This window comes from Actinosynnema sp. NPDC059335 (genome assembly GCF_042752395.1).
Classification (GTDB): domain Bacteria; phylum Actinomycetota; class Actinomycetes; order Mycobacteriales; family Pseudonocardiaceae; genus Actinosynnema.
On sequence record NZ_JBHYXZ010000029.1, the window covers coordinates 18546 to 33954 of the forward strand.

The 15409-nt window shown below is 73.9% G+C and carries 13 protein-coding genes; 6 read left to right on the forward strand and 7 right to left on the reverse strand.

What is annotated here, in order from left to right; genetic code table 11:
* Positions 1-40: 40 nt before the first annotated feature.
* Together ACFXGA_RS12070 and ACFXGA_RS12075 are read right to left on the reverse strand one after the other, a co-directional pair.
* Complete coding sequence (locus ACFXGA_RS12070) at positions 41-1621, reverse strand: S8 family serine peptidase (protein WP_378086951.1); 1581 nt, start codon at positions 1619-1621, stop codon at positions 41-43.
* 231 nt (positions 1622-1852) lie between these two features.
* On the reverse strand, positions 1853-2794 hold the full coding sequence (locus tag ACFXGA_RS12075; protein ID WP_378086953.1) for an aldo/keto reductase: 942 nt from the start codon (positions 2792-2794) through the stop codon (positions 1853-1855).
* Positions 2795-2840: 46 nt separating this feature from the next.
* On the opposite strand from ACFXGA_RS12075, the gene ACFXGA_RS12080 reads away from it, so the two are divergent.
* From ACFXGA_RS12080 to ACFXGA_RS12090, 3 genes are all read left to right on the forward strand, one after another.
* Positions 2841-4295 carry a PLP-dependent aminotransferase family protein gene (locus tag ACFXGA_RS12080; protein WP_378086955.1) on the forward strand — a complete coding sequence of 485 codons (1455 nt, stop codon included), beginning with the start codon at positions 2841-2843 and terminating at the stop codon, positions 4293-4295.
* A gap of 66 nt (positions 4296-4361) precedes the next feature.
* Positions 4362-5093 carry a hypothetical protein gene (locus ACFXGA_RS12085; protein ID WP_378086957.1) on the forward strand — a complete coding sequence of 244 codons (732 nt, stop codon included), beginning with the start codon at positions 4362-4364 and terminating at the stop codon, positions 5091-5093.
* A gap of 74 nt (positions 5094-5167) precedes the next feature.
* Complete coding sequence (locus ACFXGA_RS12090; RefSeq protein ID WP_378086959.1) at positions 5168-6019, forward strand: alpha/beta fold hydrolase; 852 nt, start codon at positions 5168-5170, stop codon at positions 6017-6019.
* 126 nt (positions 6020-6145) lie between these two features.
* On the opposite strand, the gene ACFXGA_RS12095 is transcribed toward ACFXGA_RS12090, so the two are convergent.
* The 5 genes from ACFXGA_RS12095 to ACFXGA_RS12115 all read right to left on the reverse strand — a co-directional run bounded on the left by ACFXGA_RS12095 (position 6146) and on the right by ACFXGA_RS12115 (position 10527).
* A complete protein-coding gene (locus ACFXGA_RS12095; RefSeq protein ID WP_378086961.1) occupies positions 6146-6577 on the reverse strand; it encodes a PRC-barrel domain containing protein in 432 nt (143 codons plus the stop codon).
* Between the two features lie 64 nt (positions 6578-6641).
* A complete protein-coding gene (locus ACFXGA_RS12100; RefSeq protein WP_378086963.1) occupies positions 6642-7277 on the reverse strand; it encodes an NUDIX hydrolase in 636 nt (211 codons plus the stop codon).
* A 19-nt stretch (positions 7278-7296) separates the two neighbouring features.
* On the reverse strand, positions 7297-8541 hold the full coding sequence (locus ACFXGA_RS12105) for an adenylosuccinate synthetase (protein WP_378086965.1): 1245 nt from the start codon (positions 8539-8541) through the stop codon (positions 7297-7299).
* Positions 8541-9521 carry a hypothetical protein gene (locus ACFXGA_RS12110; RefSeq protein ID WP_378086967.1) on the reverse strand — a complete coding sequence of 327 codons (981 nt, stop codon included), beginning with the start codon at positions 9519-9521 and terminating at the stop codon, positions 8541-8543. The genes ACFXGA_RS12105 and ACFXGA_RS12110 overlap by 1 nt, the downstream gene beginning before the upstream one ends.
* 1 nt (position 9522) lies before the next feature.
* On the reverse strand, positions 9523-10527 hold the full coding sequence (locus tag ACFXGA_RS12115; protein ID WP_378086969.1) for an adenylate cyclase: 1005 nt from the start codon (positions 10525-10527) through the stop codon (positions 9523-9525).
* A 209-nt stretch (positions 10528-10736) separates the two neighbouring features.
* Between ACFXGA_RS12115 and ACFXGA_RS12120 the strand changes: the two genes are divergently transcribed.
* The 3 genes from ACFXGA_RS12120 to ACFXGA_RS12130 all read left to right on the forward strand — a co-directional run bounded on the left by ACFXGA_RS12120 (position 10737) and on the right by ACFXGA_RS12130 (position 15201).
* Positions 10737-12344 (forward strand): TlrC/CarA/OleB/SrmB family ABC-F type ribosomal protection protein, encoded by a 1608-nt coding sequence (locus tag ACFXGA_RS12120; protein ID WP_378086971.1) that lies wholly within the window; start codon positions 10737-10739, stop codon positions 12342-12344.
* A gap of 228 nt (positions 12345-12572) precedes the next feature.
* The gene (locus tag ACFXGA_RS12125; protein WP_378086973.1) at positions 12573-13301 is read left to right on the forward strand and encodes a GNAT family N-acetyltransferase; all 729 of its coding nucleotides are present in this window, start codon (positions 12573-12575) and stop codon (positions 13299-13301) included.
* Positions 13302-13437: 136 nt separating this feature from the next.
* A complete protein-coding gene (locus ACFXGA_RS12130) occupies positions 13438-15201 on the forward strand; it encodes an alpha-glucosidase (RefSeq protein WP_378086975.1) in 1764 nt (587 codons plus the stop codon).
* Positions 15202-15409 lie beyond the last annotated feature (208 nt).

The window sequence follows — 15409 nt, forward strand, 5'->3', positions numbered from 1 at the left end:
GGCCCCCGGCCGGCTCCGGGGCCACCACGGCGCGGAGTGGCTAGAGGGTCAGGGTCCACGAGTCGATGTAGCCGACGTCGTTGGCGACGACGTCGCGCACCCGCAGCTTCCAGGTGCCGCCGCGGGACTCGGCGGACAGGTTGACCGTCGCCGTGCCGGTGACGTTGTCGGCGCTGTCCGTGCTGCTGGAGTTCTTCAGCCGGTACGCGCTGCCGTCCGGCGCGATCAGGTCGATCACCAGGTCGCCGCGGAACGTGTGCTTGATGTCGAGCGCGACGGTGCTGGAGGCCGACGCCGTGCCGGTGCAGGACAGGCTGATCGGGCTCTCGACCGTGGTGAGGTCGTTGATGGTGACGTTGTCGGGGTTCGTCCCGGTGCAGTCCGTCGGGTCCGGGCCGGGACCGGGGTCGCCGGTCATGAACCCGGTGTAGAGCAGGCGGTTGGGCGAGCCCGAGCCGATGCCGGTCAGCTTGTTGGCGGTGGCGTTGGCGACCAGCGCGTCACGGGCCTGCGCCGGGGTGGCGTTCGGGTTCTGCGACAGGTAGACCGCCACCGCGCCGGCCACGTGCGGCGACGCCATCGAGGTGCCGGTCATCGTCGCGCTGCCGGTGGTGCTGGTGTGCGAGGCCGAGACGATGTTCGTGCCGGGTGCCCAGATGTCCAGGCAGGAGCCGTAGTTGCTGGTGCTGGAGCGGGCGTCGGAGCTGGTGCTGTTGCCGACCGTCACGCCCGCGGTCACGTACTGCGGGCTGTAGCCGCACGCGTCGTCGGTCGAGTTGCCCGCGGCCATGACGAACTGCACGCCGGCGGCGATCAGCGCCTTCACCGCGTTGTCCAGCGACGGGTCCGAGCAGCGCTGCCGGCAGCCGATGCTGTAGTTGGCCACGGCGGGCTTGACCGCGTTGTTGCGCACCCAGTTGATGCCGGCGATGATGTCGTCGTTGGCGCCCGAGCCCTGGCAGTCGAGCACGCGCACCGCGTGCACCGTCGCCTTCTTGGCCACGCCGAACCGGGTGCCCGCGGCGGTACCGGCGACGTGGGTGCCGTGGCCGTGGCAGTCGGCGGGGTTCGAGTCGCCGTCGACGAAGTCGTAACCGGTCGAGACGCGGCCCGTGAAGTCGGTGTGCCCCGCGTTGATGCCGGTGTCGAGCACGTACACGTGCGCGCCCTGGCCCGCGTTGGCCGGGTAGGTGTAGGCGCCGTTCAACGGCAGGTCGCGCTGGTCGATGCGGTCGTCGCCCCAGTTGGGCGGGTTGGTCTGGGTGTCGGCCACCGTCATCCGCTGCGCCTGCTGGACGTACACGACCTCGGGGTCGGCCGCCAGCCTGCGCGCCTGCTGCTCGGTCATGGTGACCGAGAACCCGTTGATGAGGTCGAGGCGGTGGCGCAGCGTGCCGCCGTAGCGCTGCGCCTTGTCGGACGAGGTCGCCTGCAGGGCGACGGGGCTGTCCTTGAGCTTGACGATGTAGCGGTCCTTGACCGCGCCCGGCTCGTTCGCGCCGAGGATCGCGCTCTGGGCGACCGCCGGGGCGGACATCGTGGCGATGCCGGTGGCGGCGGCCGCGAGCAGCACAGCCGCTCGGGTCGCCGCCACGTGCAGGGGGACGGACTTCCTTCGCATACGGGGTTCTCCATCGTGCGTCTCCGGTGGGAGCACCAGCCGGAGGAGCGCCCGTCGGGCAGGGGGTGGAGAGGTGACGGCCGCTCGACGCACACGATCAAATGTCGCCACCCGGTAAACAATCCGGGTGCCGCAAACTAGGTATACGCAAGATCAACTCGCCGCGTGCGGTCCCGGCGGCGCGGGTTCGTCGGGCCCCTCGCCGACGAACCCGGCCGTCGCGGTGCGCGGTCAGGCCGCGTCGTCCAGCCGTCGGCGCTGGTCGGGGGTCAGCTCCAGGGACACCCCGGCGAGCGCGTCGTCCAGCTGCTCGACGGTGCTGACGCCGACGATCGGCGTCACGGGCACCGGGCCGCCCGTCAGCCAGGCGAGCACGACCTGGTTGCGGTTCGCGCCGGTCTCGGCCACGACCTCGTCCAGCGCGGCCAGGCGGCGGACCGTGCCGGGGTGGTCGTACTCGGCGGGCATCGGCTTGTCCGTCCGGGTGTAGCGGCCGCCCAGCAGCGGCGTGTAGGCCCACAGCGCCATGTCCTCGTGGTGCTCCAGGTAGTGGATCACCTCGTCGCCGACCGCGCCGAACCGGTGCACCACGGAGGGCCGCGTGCCGGGTCGCGGTTGCAGGTACGTGTGGTGCTGCTGCACGGCGGTGAAGCCGACGCGGCCGTTCGCCCGCGCGATCGCCCGGGCCCGCTCCACCTGCCACACCGGGTAGTTCGAGCAGCCCAGGCGACCCACCGCGCCCGCCGACACCAGCTCGTCGAACGCGGCGACCGTCTCCTCCAGCGGCGTCACCGGGTCGGGCTTGTGCGCCCAGTACAGCTCGACGTGGTCGGTGCCCAACCGCCGGAGGCTGCCCTCGATCCCGTTCTTGACCACGCCGGCCGACAGCCCCTCGGCCGTCTCCGGGAACCGACCGGCCTCGATCGGCTCGCAGCCCACCTTGGTGCTGATCCGCACCCGGTCGCGCACGCCGGGCCGGGCGGCCAGCCAGCGCCCCAGCAACGCCTCGCTCTGCCCGCCGAACCCGCTCGGGTGCTCCCAGAACGAGTAGCAGTTCGCGGTGTCGATCCAGACACCGCCCGCGTCCACGAAGCGGTCCAGCAGTTCGAACGAACGGCGCTCGTCGGTGACCGTGCCGAACAACATCGCGCCCAGGGCCAGGTTCTTCGTCATGCGGCCCACGGTAGGGAGATTCGGCTCGGCAGTACGCTCCAATCCCGTGGTGGTTTCCCAGACCAATTTCGCGTGGGCGACGCTGCTGGACGTCGGCGGTCGAGGTCGGCTGCACGACCGCGTGGCGCACGCGCTGCGCGCCGCGATCCGGGACGGCCGGCTGCCGGAGGGCGCCGCGGTGCCGCCGAGCCGGGCGCTCGCCGAGGAGCTCGGCTGCTCCCGCTGGGTCGTGACCGAGGCGTACGGGCAGCTCGTCGCCGAGGGCTACCTCGCCGCCCGGGTGGGCTCGGCGACCCGCGTCTCCTGGTCGCCGGGGTCCGCGCCGACGACGGCCCGCGAGCCGCGACCGCCGGCCCGGCCCAAGGTCCGGTACGACCTCGCGCCGGGCCTGCCCGACCTGCGGGCGTTCCCGCGCCGCCGGTGGGCCGACGCGGTCCGCGCGGTGATCGGCTCCGCCGTCCACTACGACCTCGACATCCCCGACCCGGCCGGGCACGCGGTGCTGCGCACGACGATCGCGCAGTACCTGCGGCGCTCGCGCGGCGCGGACGCGGGAGCGGCGTCGGTGTCCGTGTGCGCCGGCGTCTCCGACGGCCTGGTGCGCACGTGCCGCGCGTTGCGCGCGGAGGGGATCGCCGACGTGGCCGTGGAGAACCCGGGGTGGGGACGGCTGCGGGACGCGGCGACGAGCGCCGGCCTGCGGGTGCACCCGGTGCCGGTCGACGACGACGGCCTCCGCGTGGACGACCTGGCGCGCACGCCCGCGCGGGCCGTCGTGGTCGGCGCGGCGCACCAGTTCCCGACCGGCGCGGTGCTGTCGCCGGACCGCCGGGCGGGGCTGCTGCGCTGGGCCCGCGAGGTGGACGGCTACGTGGTCGAGGACGACTACGACGCCGAGTTCCGCTACGACCGCCACCCGGTCGCCGTGGTGCAGGGGCTCGACCCCGGCCGGGTGTTCCTCCTCGGCTCGGTCAGCAAGACGCTCTCACCCGCCCTCGGCCTGGGCTGGCTGGTCGCGCCCGCCGCGCTCACCCCGGCGCTGCGGTCGGCGAACCTCGTCGCGGCCGCGCCGCCGGTGCTCGACCAGCTCGCGCTGGCGACCTTCATCGACCGCGGCTGGTACGACGCGCACCTGCGGGCCGCGCGCCGCCGCTTCCGCGCCCGCCGCGACCTGCTGCTCCGCACGCTCGACGACCTCGTGCCGGAGGGCCGGGTCGCGGGCACGGCCGCCGGGCTGCACGTCCTGCTGCACCTGCCCGACCACGTCGACACCCCGCGCGCGGTCCGCGCCGCGGCGACCGCCGGGCTGCGACTGTCCGATCTGGACGACTACCGCGCGGAGGAGTCGGGCGGACCGAGTCGGACGTCGAGCGGCGACGGCGGCGTGGCGCGGTCGGCGGGCCGGGCGCTCGTCCTCGGCTACGGCAACATCGGCGACACCGAGATCCGCCCCGCCGTCGCCCTCCTGCGCGACGCGCTGGGCCTGCCCGGTCGGCGGTGAGCCGCCGATCGTCACCCGGTGTGCCCGAATCGGTGACGTTACGCTGATCCCCGGAGGTGGTGCCGGGTGCGGTTGCCGTTCGACGCGCACGCCTCGGTGCGGGCCGAGTTCGAGCGGCGCTGGGCGCGGGTGCGGCCGTCGGTGTGGTTCGGGTTCCTCGCGCCGCCGGTGGTCGGCCTGGTCGTCGCGCTCGCGGCCCCGTGGCGCGGCGCGGCCGTGCCGGGGTGGCTCCTGCTGGCGGTCGGGATCGCGGTCCCCGTGTGGTTCCTCCTGGGGCGGGTCTACCCGAAGCGGCCCGGCTGGTGGGCCGGGCTCGTCGCGTACGCGGGCGTGGCGCAGGCGCTCGGCGTCGGGCTCCTCACCGCCGACCTGCCGGCCGTGCTGCCGACCGTGGTCGTCACGGGGGTCGCGGCCGTGCTGCTCGGCCGGGCCAGGGCCGTGCTGCTGGACGAGGTCGGCGGCGCGATCGCGGGCACGACGCTGGGCGTGCGCAGCGCGTCGCGGCAGGTGCGCAACGCGACCGGGCACCCGGTGCTCGCGCACGCCGCCTTCGACGGCGAGCTGCTGCGCTGGCACGTGACCACGGGTCCGTCCACCCCGGACGTCTCCGGCGGCGAGGTGCCGTTGCGCGAGGTCACCGACGTGTGGGTGGCGGACGCGCGGGGCGAGCCCGGCGGCGAGGTGGTCGTGGTGCGCGCGTTCGGCCGGGACGTCGAGCTGGTCGTCGGCCGCCCGCACGACTTCGCCGCCCTGCTGGACCGCCGGCTGCGCCTGCTTCGCCAACCCGACTGGGATTGATCTCCCCGGAGCGTGACGTCGGCGCTTGCTACTCGTTGGTCAAGCACACGTCCGACGACGGAAGGGGCAGCGGCATGGCGACCGAACGGGTGCGGCTGGAGGACGGCGCGGAGCTGAACGTGACCCGCAGCGGCCCACCCGACGCCGAGCTGACCGTGGTGCTCGCCCACGGCTACGCGCTGGACCACCGGAGCTGGCACCGGGTGGTGGCCGCGTTGCCGGAGTCCGTGCGGGTGATCGCCTACGACCACCGCGGCCACGGCGGCTCCTCGCCCGCGGACAAGGAGACCGCGACCGTCGAGCAGCTCGGCGACGACCTGGGCGAGCTGGTCGAGCGGCTCGTGCCCGAGGGCCGGGTGGTGATCGCGGGGCACTCGATGGGCGGCATGGCCGCGATGGCGATGGCCGAGCGACGCCCCCGCCTCTACCGGCAGCGGGTGGCCGGCGTGGTGTTCGTCTCGACCGCCGCCACGGGGCTCGCGGAGACGTCGTTGGCGTGGCCCAAGGCGTTGGGCAAGCTGGTGCGCGAGCTGGAACGCGCGTTCGGGCCGCTGGTGCGGGCGGTGCGGGAGAAGATCGAGCCCGCGAAGACCGCCGGGTTGCGCTGGTGGCTGTTCGGCGACGAGCCGCGCGACGAGGACGTGGACCTCACCGCGGACATGGTGTGGGGGCACTGGCCGGAGACCGTCGCGCTGTTCCGGCCCGCGGTGGACCGCTACGACCGCGAGGCCGCGCTGACCGTCGCGGGGGAGCGCCCGGTGATCGCGCTCGTCGGCGACGAGGACCGCCTGGTGCCCGAGTCGAACGCCAAGGCGCTGGCCGCGGCGGTGGGCGGCGAGTCGGTGGTGGTGGAGGACGCGGGCCACATGCTGCCGCTGGAAGCGCCCGCCGAAGTGGCCGCGCGGATCATGGAGCTGGCCGGCTGACCCGGTGCTCCTCGGTCGGGCGGTCGACCGAGGAGCACCCGGTGGTGTCCTTCGCCCCGCTGGTCCAATAGCCTCGATAACTTCAGTGTTGACCAAACTCGATCATGAGGACCGGGTCCGGGAGAACTAGCCCTGAGCCGGAGCGGTGCTGCGGTAGCTCTCGGTGTAGTAGTCCGCGAGGCGCTGCCGGTAGTCGTCGGCGTCGAACGTGTCCGGGTCGTACGGCGGCGCGTCCTTGATCTGGTTCCGGGTCCGGTCGACGTGGATGCGGTGCGCGTCGTGGTCCACCCGCTCCACGGCCCCGATCGGCACGACGACGCGGTGGCTGGTGAGCCACGTGCCGGTGTCGATCAGCAGGCAGTCGGCGGGCAGTTCGGCGTTGGCCTGGTCGATCTCGCCGATGCGCCCGTCCACGGCCTCCACCTCGTACCCGAGCAGGCCGGTGTCGGGCCGGTCGCGCCGCGCGTCGAGGTCGGCGTCGGGCGTGCCGGTCGGGTTGCCCATGCCCGCGGTCTCGCGCCAGAGCCACGGGATGAACGGGTAGGGGTAGGGCTGCATGGCGACCTCCTCGATCGGTGGGAACGATCGAGCAATACCCGTTCGAGTGAATCTTGAGACCTGGCTACGACGTCCAGCGCCAGACCGACGGCGGCCGGCCGCCCTTCGGCTGCGCGGCGGCGTGCTGCGCGGTGCGTTCGAGGCCGGGCACCCGTTCCATGGTGCGGCCGAGGTTGGCGGGGTAGGGGCGGTCGCCGGTCAGGGACTCGGTGACGTCGAGGGCTTGGGCGGTGGTGAACTCGCGGCCGAGCAGGCCGGCGGTGAAGGCGGGGTCGCGCCACAGGTGCGCGGCGAGCAGGGGGCGGCAGTCGCGGACGATGCGGTTGTGGTCGAAGGCCAGCGGCGGCACGTCGGTCAACGGGGTCCAGACGGGGCCGTCGCCGGACAGCCCGGCCGGGTCGACGGTGGCCCACAGGGCGATCGACAGCGTCGGTCCGCGCGGGTCGCGGGACGGTTCGTCGAAGGTGGTGAGCTGGCCGGAGGCGGAGATCGCCCGTTCGGGCACGCCGAGCTTGCCGGTGACCGCGCGCCGGGCCGCGTCGCGCAGGCGTTCGCCCTTGCCCAGCAGCACGCCGGGCAGGGCGAGGACGCCCGCGAACGGGTCGAGCGCGCGGGGCGCGATGCCGAGCAGGACGGCGCGTGCGGTCGGGTCGAAGCGCAGCGCCAGCACGTCCACCGACACCAGGGTCGACTCGATCATGGTCGGGATTGTCCCGCACTCATCGCGGGGCCGGTGCGCGCACCGCGTAGTCGGCCCGGTCGGGTCCGGCGCCGGTGACGAGGACGGGCACGCCGAGGTGGTTCTCGAGCCAGGTCAGGGGGTCGGGCAGAGCGGTGAGGAGGGGTGTGCGGTGGGTCAGGAACGCGGTGAGGTCGGCGGCGGGGTCGGTGGGCAGGGGCGCGTCGTAGGCGGTGGCGACCTTGAGGTCGGGCGCGTCGAGGTGGGTGACGGCGAGGGCGTCGATGCCGCCGCAGGCGTCCACGGCGTAGCGCAGGAGCACGGCGTCGAGGTGCCCGGCGCGCCAGGAGCCCTGGTAGTGGCCGGTGTCGTTGTGGCGTTCGGGGAACCGGGCGAGGACGTCGTGGTCCTCGGTGGGGAAGGGACCGGCGCCGTGGCGGGTCTGGTAGGTGCGGGTCACGCCGATCACGGTGGCGTGGCGGCGCCCGAGGAGGGCGCGGGCGTTGTCGGGGGTGACGGTGGACCAGGTGGTGTGGGGGTGGAACCCGCGCCACTGGTCGAGCAGGACGCCCTGGGCACCTTCGAAGACGAGGGGGCCGCGGTCGGCGAGCCGGCCGACCTCGTCGCCGGTGGTGACGCGGACCGCGCCGGCGAAGTCGCGGTAGAGGGCCACGAGGTCGTCCACGGCGAAGCCGTCGCCGGTCAGGGGCGCGTAGAAGCGGGCGAGGGCGTCGAGCTTGGCGCGCAGCGCGGTGGGGTGGGCGCAGTCGCCGACGGTGGGCGGCGGGCCGGGCACGCCGAGGACCTCCTGGCCCTCGACCACCTGGCCGGGCGCCGCGCCGCGGTCGGCGAGGAGCCCGTACCAGGTGGTCTCGCCGATGCCCTTGCCGCAGGAGCCGTGGCGGGCGTGGCCGCGGGCGTCTTCGCGGGCGCGGTTGGCGGCGACGTGGATGGGGGTGGTGAGCAGGGCGTCGGCGTCGATGGACAGCAGTCGCAGGGGGTCGGCGACGCCGAGGTCGGCCAGTGCGCGGGACTCGGCGGCGAGGGCGATCGGTTCGACCAGGACGTGCCGGGAGAGGTGGGTCGGCACGCCCGAGAGCGTGCCGGACCCGAACTGGCTGAAGGTGTGGTGCCGGTGGCCGACGACCACGTTGTGGGCGGCTTGCGCGCCGCCGTTGAACCGGATCACCGAGGTGACGGGGCGGTCGTGGCAGAGCGCGTCGACCACGGCCCCTTTCCCTTCGTCGCCGAAGCCGAGGCCGAGGACGATGACGTGCCGGTCCATCACGTGAGGACCACGTCGTCGGGGCCGTCGAGCAGCGGGGGAGTGGCGGTGGTGGCGACGGTCTTGCCGCCGACGTGGACGAGCGCCTTGCCGACCGCCTCGCTCTCGGCGGCCGAGCCGATCTCGGCGAGGTCGACCATGGCCTGGTCGAGGTCGACGACGCGTTCCTCCAGGCCGATGGTGGCGGCGATGAGTTCGCAGACGGCGGCCGGGTCGTCGAGCTTGAGGAAGTTCTGGCCGAGCAGGTCGCGCCAGTGGTCGGCGATGGCGGGGTCGCGGTAGTAGGACGACTGGTTGGGCAGGATGAAGTAGACGTGCCACTTGCGGGCGAGTTCGCGGTACACCGAGGCGGGGTCGATGTCCTGGTTGACGTCGTCGCCGATGACGCGGCGGATGTGCCGGGCTTCGAGGCGGGGCTTGTTCAGCTCGTCGCCGATGAGGAAGAGGTAGCCCTTGCGGCCGCGCTTCTGCCAGGCGTCGGTGACGACGTGGCGGGCCATGAAGTAGGCGGCCAGCTCGTAGGACTCGCTCTTCTGGCCGCCGCCGTTGCCCTCGAGGAAGATGGTGCGCAGTTGCTCGTCCATGCGGTTGTCGGATTCGAACTGGCCGACCTGGAGGGGCACGCGGTCGCTGTCGGCGTCGCCGATGCCGCCGAACAGGACCTGGGGGTCGGCGAGGTAGCCCTTGCGCTGGAGCAGGCCGTGCAGCTTGCCGAGCTTGCGCTGCATGATCTGGGGCACGCGGCCCATCGAGCCGGTGACGTCGAAGAGGACGGCGATGGGGGTCGAGTCGGCGTGGTCGGGTGAGTCGCGGCACTCGCGTGCCACGACGCCCTTGGGGTCGAGGGTGGGGTCGGCCTTCCACTCCTTGGCGGGGCGCGATCGCAGGGCGGCGGTGTAGCCGAAGTCGTCGATGCCCTTGGCGGCGCGGAAGGTGCGGGCGGCCGCGTAGGCGTTGTCGTCCCACTTGCCGTGTCCCATGTCAGGCTCCTGTTCCGGGGAGGGCGAACGGGCGGAAGGTCCGTGCGCCGTAGAGGTTTTCCAGCAGGTCGTCGTATTCGGTGAGCAGGTCGACGGCGTCGGGCCGGCGGTCCGGGTCGTCCTGCGTGCAGCCGCGGGCGAACGTGCGTTGCGCGGTTTCGCGGTCCGCCAGGAGGTCCAGCATCAGCGTGTGTGCCATGTGGACGTCGGTGGCGGGGGTGACGGGTCGTCCGTCGTGGACTTCCGGTGGGTAGGGGATGGTCTTGTCGGTGGCGAGGAGGCGTTCGCCGGCGTTGACCGCGAACGTCCAGCCGATCAGGACGATGCCGTGTTGTTCGGGGTGCACCAGGACGTTGTCGGCGACGATCGCGCCGTGCACCAGGCCGGTGCGGTGTGCGCCGGCGATGGCGCGCAGGAGCCTGCGGTGCATCCAGGCGTAGTCGCGGCCGTCGAGGCCGTCCGGGTAGGCGCGGCGCACGTCGGCGAGGGTGACGAACCCGTCGATCAGGGGTTCCAGGACGGTGAAGGCGCGGGAGCCGCGGGCCACGTCGCCGGAGGTGTCGACGGGGTGCGGGTAGTAGGGGCGCAGCCAGCGGTGCTCGTCGGTGAAGCGGGCGAGTCGGCGCAGGGCGTCCCACTCGGCGTGCAGGAGGGGGTTGAGGGCGGGGTTGCGGACGACCTTGACCACGTGGGGGCCGTCGGTGCGGTAGAGGGTGGCGACGCTGCCGACGGCGTGGCGGTCGGTGAGCCGGTAGGCGGCGCGGTCGGTGCGGAGCACGACCGGCGGTGTGCCGCGCCGCCACTCGTGGTGGAGCCGGGTCAGCTCGGCCGACGCGGCGTGCGCCCTGGTGTCGGCGGGGCCGACCCGGTCGGGGTGCAGGACGGCGGCGAGGGCGCGGTAGAGGCGGTGCGCCTCCTGGCTGCGGGCCGGGTCGAACGGGCCGAACAGGTCGGCGGCCGAGTCGGCCCGTTCGACGCGGTCGAGCGCTTCGTCCCTGGTGAACATAGTTTGAGTCTATACGACTCAAACCGATGGCGCAGTGTGGTGCCGATCACCTGGACGGAGCAGTCCCGGCCGGGTTAACCTTGCCGGCGATGTTGTACTTCCTGTGATCATCGGTAGCGCGACCGCGTCGAGCACGGCTCCGCGGCGCGACCTCTCCCCACTCTCCACACCGATGACTCGGCGTCGCCCGCCGGGAACAGGAGTCTGCCTTGCGCACCGCGCAACTGGCCTTGCACGAAGTCACCAAGAGCTACCACGGCCGGGTCGTGCTCGACTCGGTCTCCCTGACCGTCAAACCCGGCGAGAAGGTCGGCGTGATCGGCGACAACGGGTCCGGCAAGTCCACCCTGCTCGCGATCGTCGCGGGCCGGGTGGCCGCGGACAACGGCGACGTCACCGTGGTCGCGCCCGGCGGGATCGGGTACCTGGCCCAGACGCTCGACCTGCCGCCGCACGCCACCGTGGCCGACGCCGTGGACCTGGCGCTGGCCGACCTGCGCGACCTGGAGGCCCGGATGCGCCGGGCGGAGGCCGCGCTGGCCGGTCCCGACGCCGACCCTGAGCACTACGCGGCGCTGGTCGAGCGGTTCGAGGCGCGGGGCGGCTACGACGCCGACACCCGGGTCGACGTGGCCCTGCACGCGCTGGGCCTGCCCGGCCTGGACCGGGGCCGGCCGCTGGGCGCGCTGTCCGGCGGCGAGCGGTCCCGCCTCGCCCTGGCCGCCACGCTGGCCTCCGCGCCGGAACTGCTGCTGCTGGACGAGCCGACCAACGACCTGGACGACCAGGCCGTGGCGTGGCTGGAACAGCACCTGGTCCGCCACACCGGGACCGTCGTCGCGATCACCCACGACCGGGCGTTCCTGGACCGGGTGACCACGACCATCGTCGAGGTCGAGGAGGGCCGCGCGAGCCGGTTCGGCGACGGCTACGACGGCTACCTGGCCGCCAAGGCCGCGCAACGGGCGCGGCGGCAGCGCGAGCACGAGGAGTGGCGGGCCGAGCTGGCCCGCCAGGAGCGGCTGCTGTCCTCGGCCGCCCGGCGGTTGGGCGAGATCCCCCGGAAGATGGAGAAGGCCGTGTTCGGCGCCGGTCAGTTCCGCGCCAGGGGGCGCGTCCACGGCGCGATGAGCCGCATCCGCAACGCCAAGGAACGCCGCGCGCGGCTGGTCGGGAACCCGGTGGGCCCGCCGCCGGAGCCGCTGCGGTTCTCCGCGCGGCTCGACGGCGGGGCGACGGACGGGGAGTGGGCGGCCGAGCTGTCGGACGTGCGGGTCGGCGACCGGCTCCGGGTGCCGCGCCTGACCGTGCGGCCGGGGGAGCGGCTGCTCGTAACCGGCCCCAACGGGGCGGGCAAGACCACGCTGCTGCGCGTGCTGGGCGGTGAGCTGCGCCCGGACGCCGGCACGGTCGACGTGCCCGGTCGGGTCGGCCACCTGCGGCAGGAGGAGCCGCCGTGGCGGCCGGGGCTGACGGTCCTGGAGGCGTTCGCCGAGGGCCTGCCCGGTCACCCCGACGAGCACGCCGACGCGCTGCTGGCCCTGGGCCTGTTCGACCGCCGCGACCTGCGCACCCGGGTCGGCGAGCTGTCCTACGGCCAGCGGCGGCGCGCCGAGCTGGCCCGGCTGGTCACCCGGCCGGTGGACCTGCTGCTGCTGGACGAGCCGACCAACCACCTGTCGCCGGGACTGGTGGAGGACCTGGACCGGGCGCTGGCCGACTACCGGGGCGCGCTCGTCGTGGTGACGCACGACCGACGCGCCCGCGCCGGGTTCACCGGCACGCGCCTGCGCCTGGAGCGCGGCCGGGTGGCGTGATCGACCCGCGGTGGCGCGGCCGGTCGACGCAGGGGTCGGCGGACGGCGATCCGCTTGGCGCGGTCGGCGCAGGGTTGTCGGGCGAGGGTGTTGAGCGGGGGTGCCGGGCGGGGGTGTCGGCGCGGGGCGATCGGTCCGACCCGTGGGAGGCGCGACGGCCGGGTGGACACGCGGTCGTCCCGGCCCCCATGATTCGCTGCGGAACGAACCACCTGGGGGTACACGCGCATGGCTTCGCCGTTGGACAACCCGGTCTGGGCGTCGCTGACCGGACCGCACGCCCACTTCGCCCAGCGGCACGGGCAGGTGCTGCGCTACCCGCCGGACGTGAGCGCGTTCACGGCCCTGCCCGACCGGCCGGACGAGCGGGTCTGGTCCGACCTCGCCGCGCTGGCCGGTCCCGGCTCGACGGTGCCGATCACCTCGCCGCACACCCCGCCCGCCGGGTGGGAGGTGGAGCGCTTCCACGCCGTGCAGCTGGTGGACGAGGGGCTGCGCGTGGCCGAGGACGCCGAGGCGGTCCGGCTCGGCCCGGCGGACGTGCCGGAGATGCTGGCGCTGGTCGAACGCACCCGGCCGGGTCCGTTCCTGCCGCGCACCGTGGAGATGGGCGTCTACCTCGGCATCCGCCGCGACGGCGCGCTGGTCGCCATGGCGGGCGAACGCCTGCACCCGCCCGGGTGGACCGAGATCAGCGCCGTGTGCACCGACGAGGCGCACCGGGGCCAGGGCCTGGCCACCCGCCTGGTCCGGGCCGTCGCGGCCGGGATCAGGGCACGCGGCGAGCAACCGATGATGCACGCCACCGCGTCGAACACCACCGCGATCCGGCTCTACGAGTCTCTCGGCTTCCGGATCCGCAAGCACGTCGACATCGTCGTGCTGCGCATCCCCGCCGACGTGGCCGCGGCCGACCCGACCGACACCGGCCCCGCCGCAGCCGTCGTGCGCTCCTGACCCCGCCGCCGCGCCCCTCCCTCGACGCGACCGTCCACATCGGACTCCACCGCCGGTCGCCCGTCGTCCGTGTGCGACGCGGCACGTCGGATGGTGAACTAGGCGTGACGTCCGACGACCCGGGTGAGGATGGCTGATGACTCTCGACCAGACCCGCACGACCCCGACGACGACCCCGACGACGGCCCCGTGGTGGACCTCCGCCGTGGTGTACCAGGTCTACCCGCGCAGCTTCGCCGACTCCAACGGCGACGGCGTGGGCGACCTGGCGGGGCTCGCGTCGCGGCTGGACCACCTGGAGCGGCTGGGGGTGGACGTGATCTGGTTGTCGCCGGTGTACGCCTCGCCGCACGCGGACAACGGCTACGACATCTCCGACTACCAGGCGATCGACCCGGTGTTCGGCACGTTGGAGGACTTCGACGCGCTCTTGGCGCAGGTGCACGCCCGCGGCATGAAGCTGGTGATGGACCTGGTGGTCAACCACACCTCCGACGAGCACCCGTGGTTCGTCGAATCGCGCTCGTCCAAGGACAACCCGAAGCGGGACTGGTACTGGTGGCGTCCGCCGCGCGAGGGGTTCGAGGCCGGGCAGCCGGGCGCGGAACCCACCAACTGGGAGTCGTTCTTCTCCGGCCCGGCGTGGGAGCTGGACGAGGCGACGGGGGAGTACTACCTGCACCTGTTCGACCGCAAGCAGCCGGACCTGAACTGGGAGAACCCCGAGGTCCGCCAGGCGGTGTACGCGATGATGCGGTGGTGGCTGGACCGGGGCGTGGACGGGTTCCGGATGGACGTCATCAACCTGATCTCCAAGGACCCCGACCTGCCCGACGGCGCGACCACCGGCGTCGGCGGGCTCGGCGACGGCTTCCCCCACGTGGCCACCCGGCCCGGTGTGCACGACTTCCTGCGCGAGATGAACCGCGAGGTGTTCGAGGGCCGGTCGGGCGAGTACCTGACCGTGGGCGAGATGCCGGGCGTGACCTGGGAGCAGGCCCGGCTGTTCACCGACCCGGCCCGCCGCGAGCTGGACATGGTGTTCCAGTTCGAGCACGTCTGGCTCGACCACGGCCCCGGCGGCAAGTTCGACCCGAAGCCGCTGGACCTGCGCGACCTCAAGGCGTCGCTGGGCCGGTGGCAGACGGCGCTCGGTGACGTCGGCTGGAACAGCCTGTACTGGAACAACCACGACCAGCCCCGCGTCGTCTCCCGCTACGGCGACGACGGCGAGTGGTGGCGCGAGTCGGCCACGGCGCTGGCCACCGTGCTGCACCTGCACCGCGGCACCCCGTACGTCTACCAGGGCGAAGAGTTGGGCATGACCAACGCCCCGTTCGCCGGCGTGCACGAGATGCGCGACGTCGAGTCGCTCAACCACTACCGCCAGGCCGTGGCCGCCGGCGCGGACCCGGAGACCGTGCTGCGCGGCCTGCGCGCGATGGGCCGCGACAACGCCCGCACCCCCGTGCAGTGGGACGCGAGCCCCAACGCCGGGTTCACCGCGGGCGAGCCGTGGCTGGCGGTCAACCCCAACCACGCCTGGCTCAACGCCGAAGCGCAGTACGACGACCCGAAGTCCGTCTTCAACCACTACCGGCGGCTGATCGAGCTGCGCCACGCGCTGCCGGTGGTGGCCCTGGGCGACTTCCGGATGCTCCTGGCCGACCACCCCCACGTCTACGCCTACGAACGCACCCTGGACGACGACCGCCTGCTCGTCGTGGCCAACCTGAGCGGAACGCCGCAGAGCGTCGGGCTGGAACCCGGCTGGACCGCCGCCGACGTCGTGCTGGCCAACACCGACGACGCCCTGGTCTCACCCGGCCGGGTGGACCTGCGGCCCTGGGAGGCGCTGGTGTTCAAAGCGGCGGTCAAGGACTCGCCGAAGCACTCCTGACCGCCGTCGGCGACGCGCGGGGCCGTACCCCTCGCCCAACCGGGTGTAGGGCCCCCCCCCCCCCGGCGACCCCCGCTCGGGCCAAGCGCAGAGGCGCCCCCCCGCCGCCCCCGGGCGGGCCCCCCCCCGCCGTGCCACCCCCCCCCCCCGGGGGCGGCGGCGGGCCCCCCCGGTCCCGGGGCCGTGCCGCCGTCCTACGTCACCGGTG

Bases quoted from the DNA above. Each gene is read 5' to 3' on its own strand.
- ACFXGA_RS12070 (WP_378086951.1), bottom strand. From the start codon at position 1,621: ATGCGAAGGAAGTCCGTCCCCCTGCACGTGGCGGCGACCCGAGCGGCT.
- ACFXGA_RS12075 (WP_378086953.1), bottom strand. From the start codon at position 2,794: ATGACGAAGAACCTGGCCCTGGGCGCGATGTTGTTCGGCACGGTCACC.
- ACFXGA_RS12090 (WP_378086959.1), top strand. From the start codon at position 5,168: ATGGCGACCGAACGGGTGCGGCTGGAGGACGGCGCGGAGCTGAACGTG.
- ACFXGA_RS12095 (WP_378086961.1), bottom strand. From the start codon at position 6,577: ATGCAGCCCTACCCCTACCCGTTCATCCCGTGGCTCTGGCGCGAGACC.
- ACFXGA_RS12100 (WP_378086963.1), bottom strand. From the start codon at position 7,277: ATGATCGAGTCGACCCTGGTGTCGGTGGACGTGCTGGCGCTGCGCTTC.
- ACFXGA_RS12105 (WP_378086965.1), bottom strand. From the start codon at position 8,541: ATGGACCGGCACGTCATCGTCCTCGGCCTCGGCTTCGGCGACGAAGGG.
- ACFXGA_RS12110 (WP_378086967.1), bottom strand. From the start codon at position 9,521: ATGGGACACGGCAAGTGGGACGACAACGCCTACGCGGCCGCCCGCACC.
- ACFXGA_RS12115 (WP_378086969.1), bottom strand. From the start codon at position 10,527: ATGTTCACCAGGGACGAAGCGCTCGACCGCGTCGAACGGGCCGACTCG.
- ACFXGA_RS12125 (WP_378086973.1), top strand. From the start codon at position 12,573: ATGGCTTCGCCGTTGGACAACCCGGTCTGGGCGTCGCTGACCGGACCG.
- ACFXGA_RS12130 (WP_378086975.1), top strand. From the start codon at position 13,438: ATGACTCTCGACCAGACCCGCACGACCCCGACGACGACCCCGACGACG.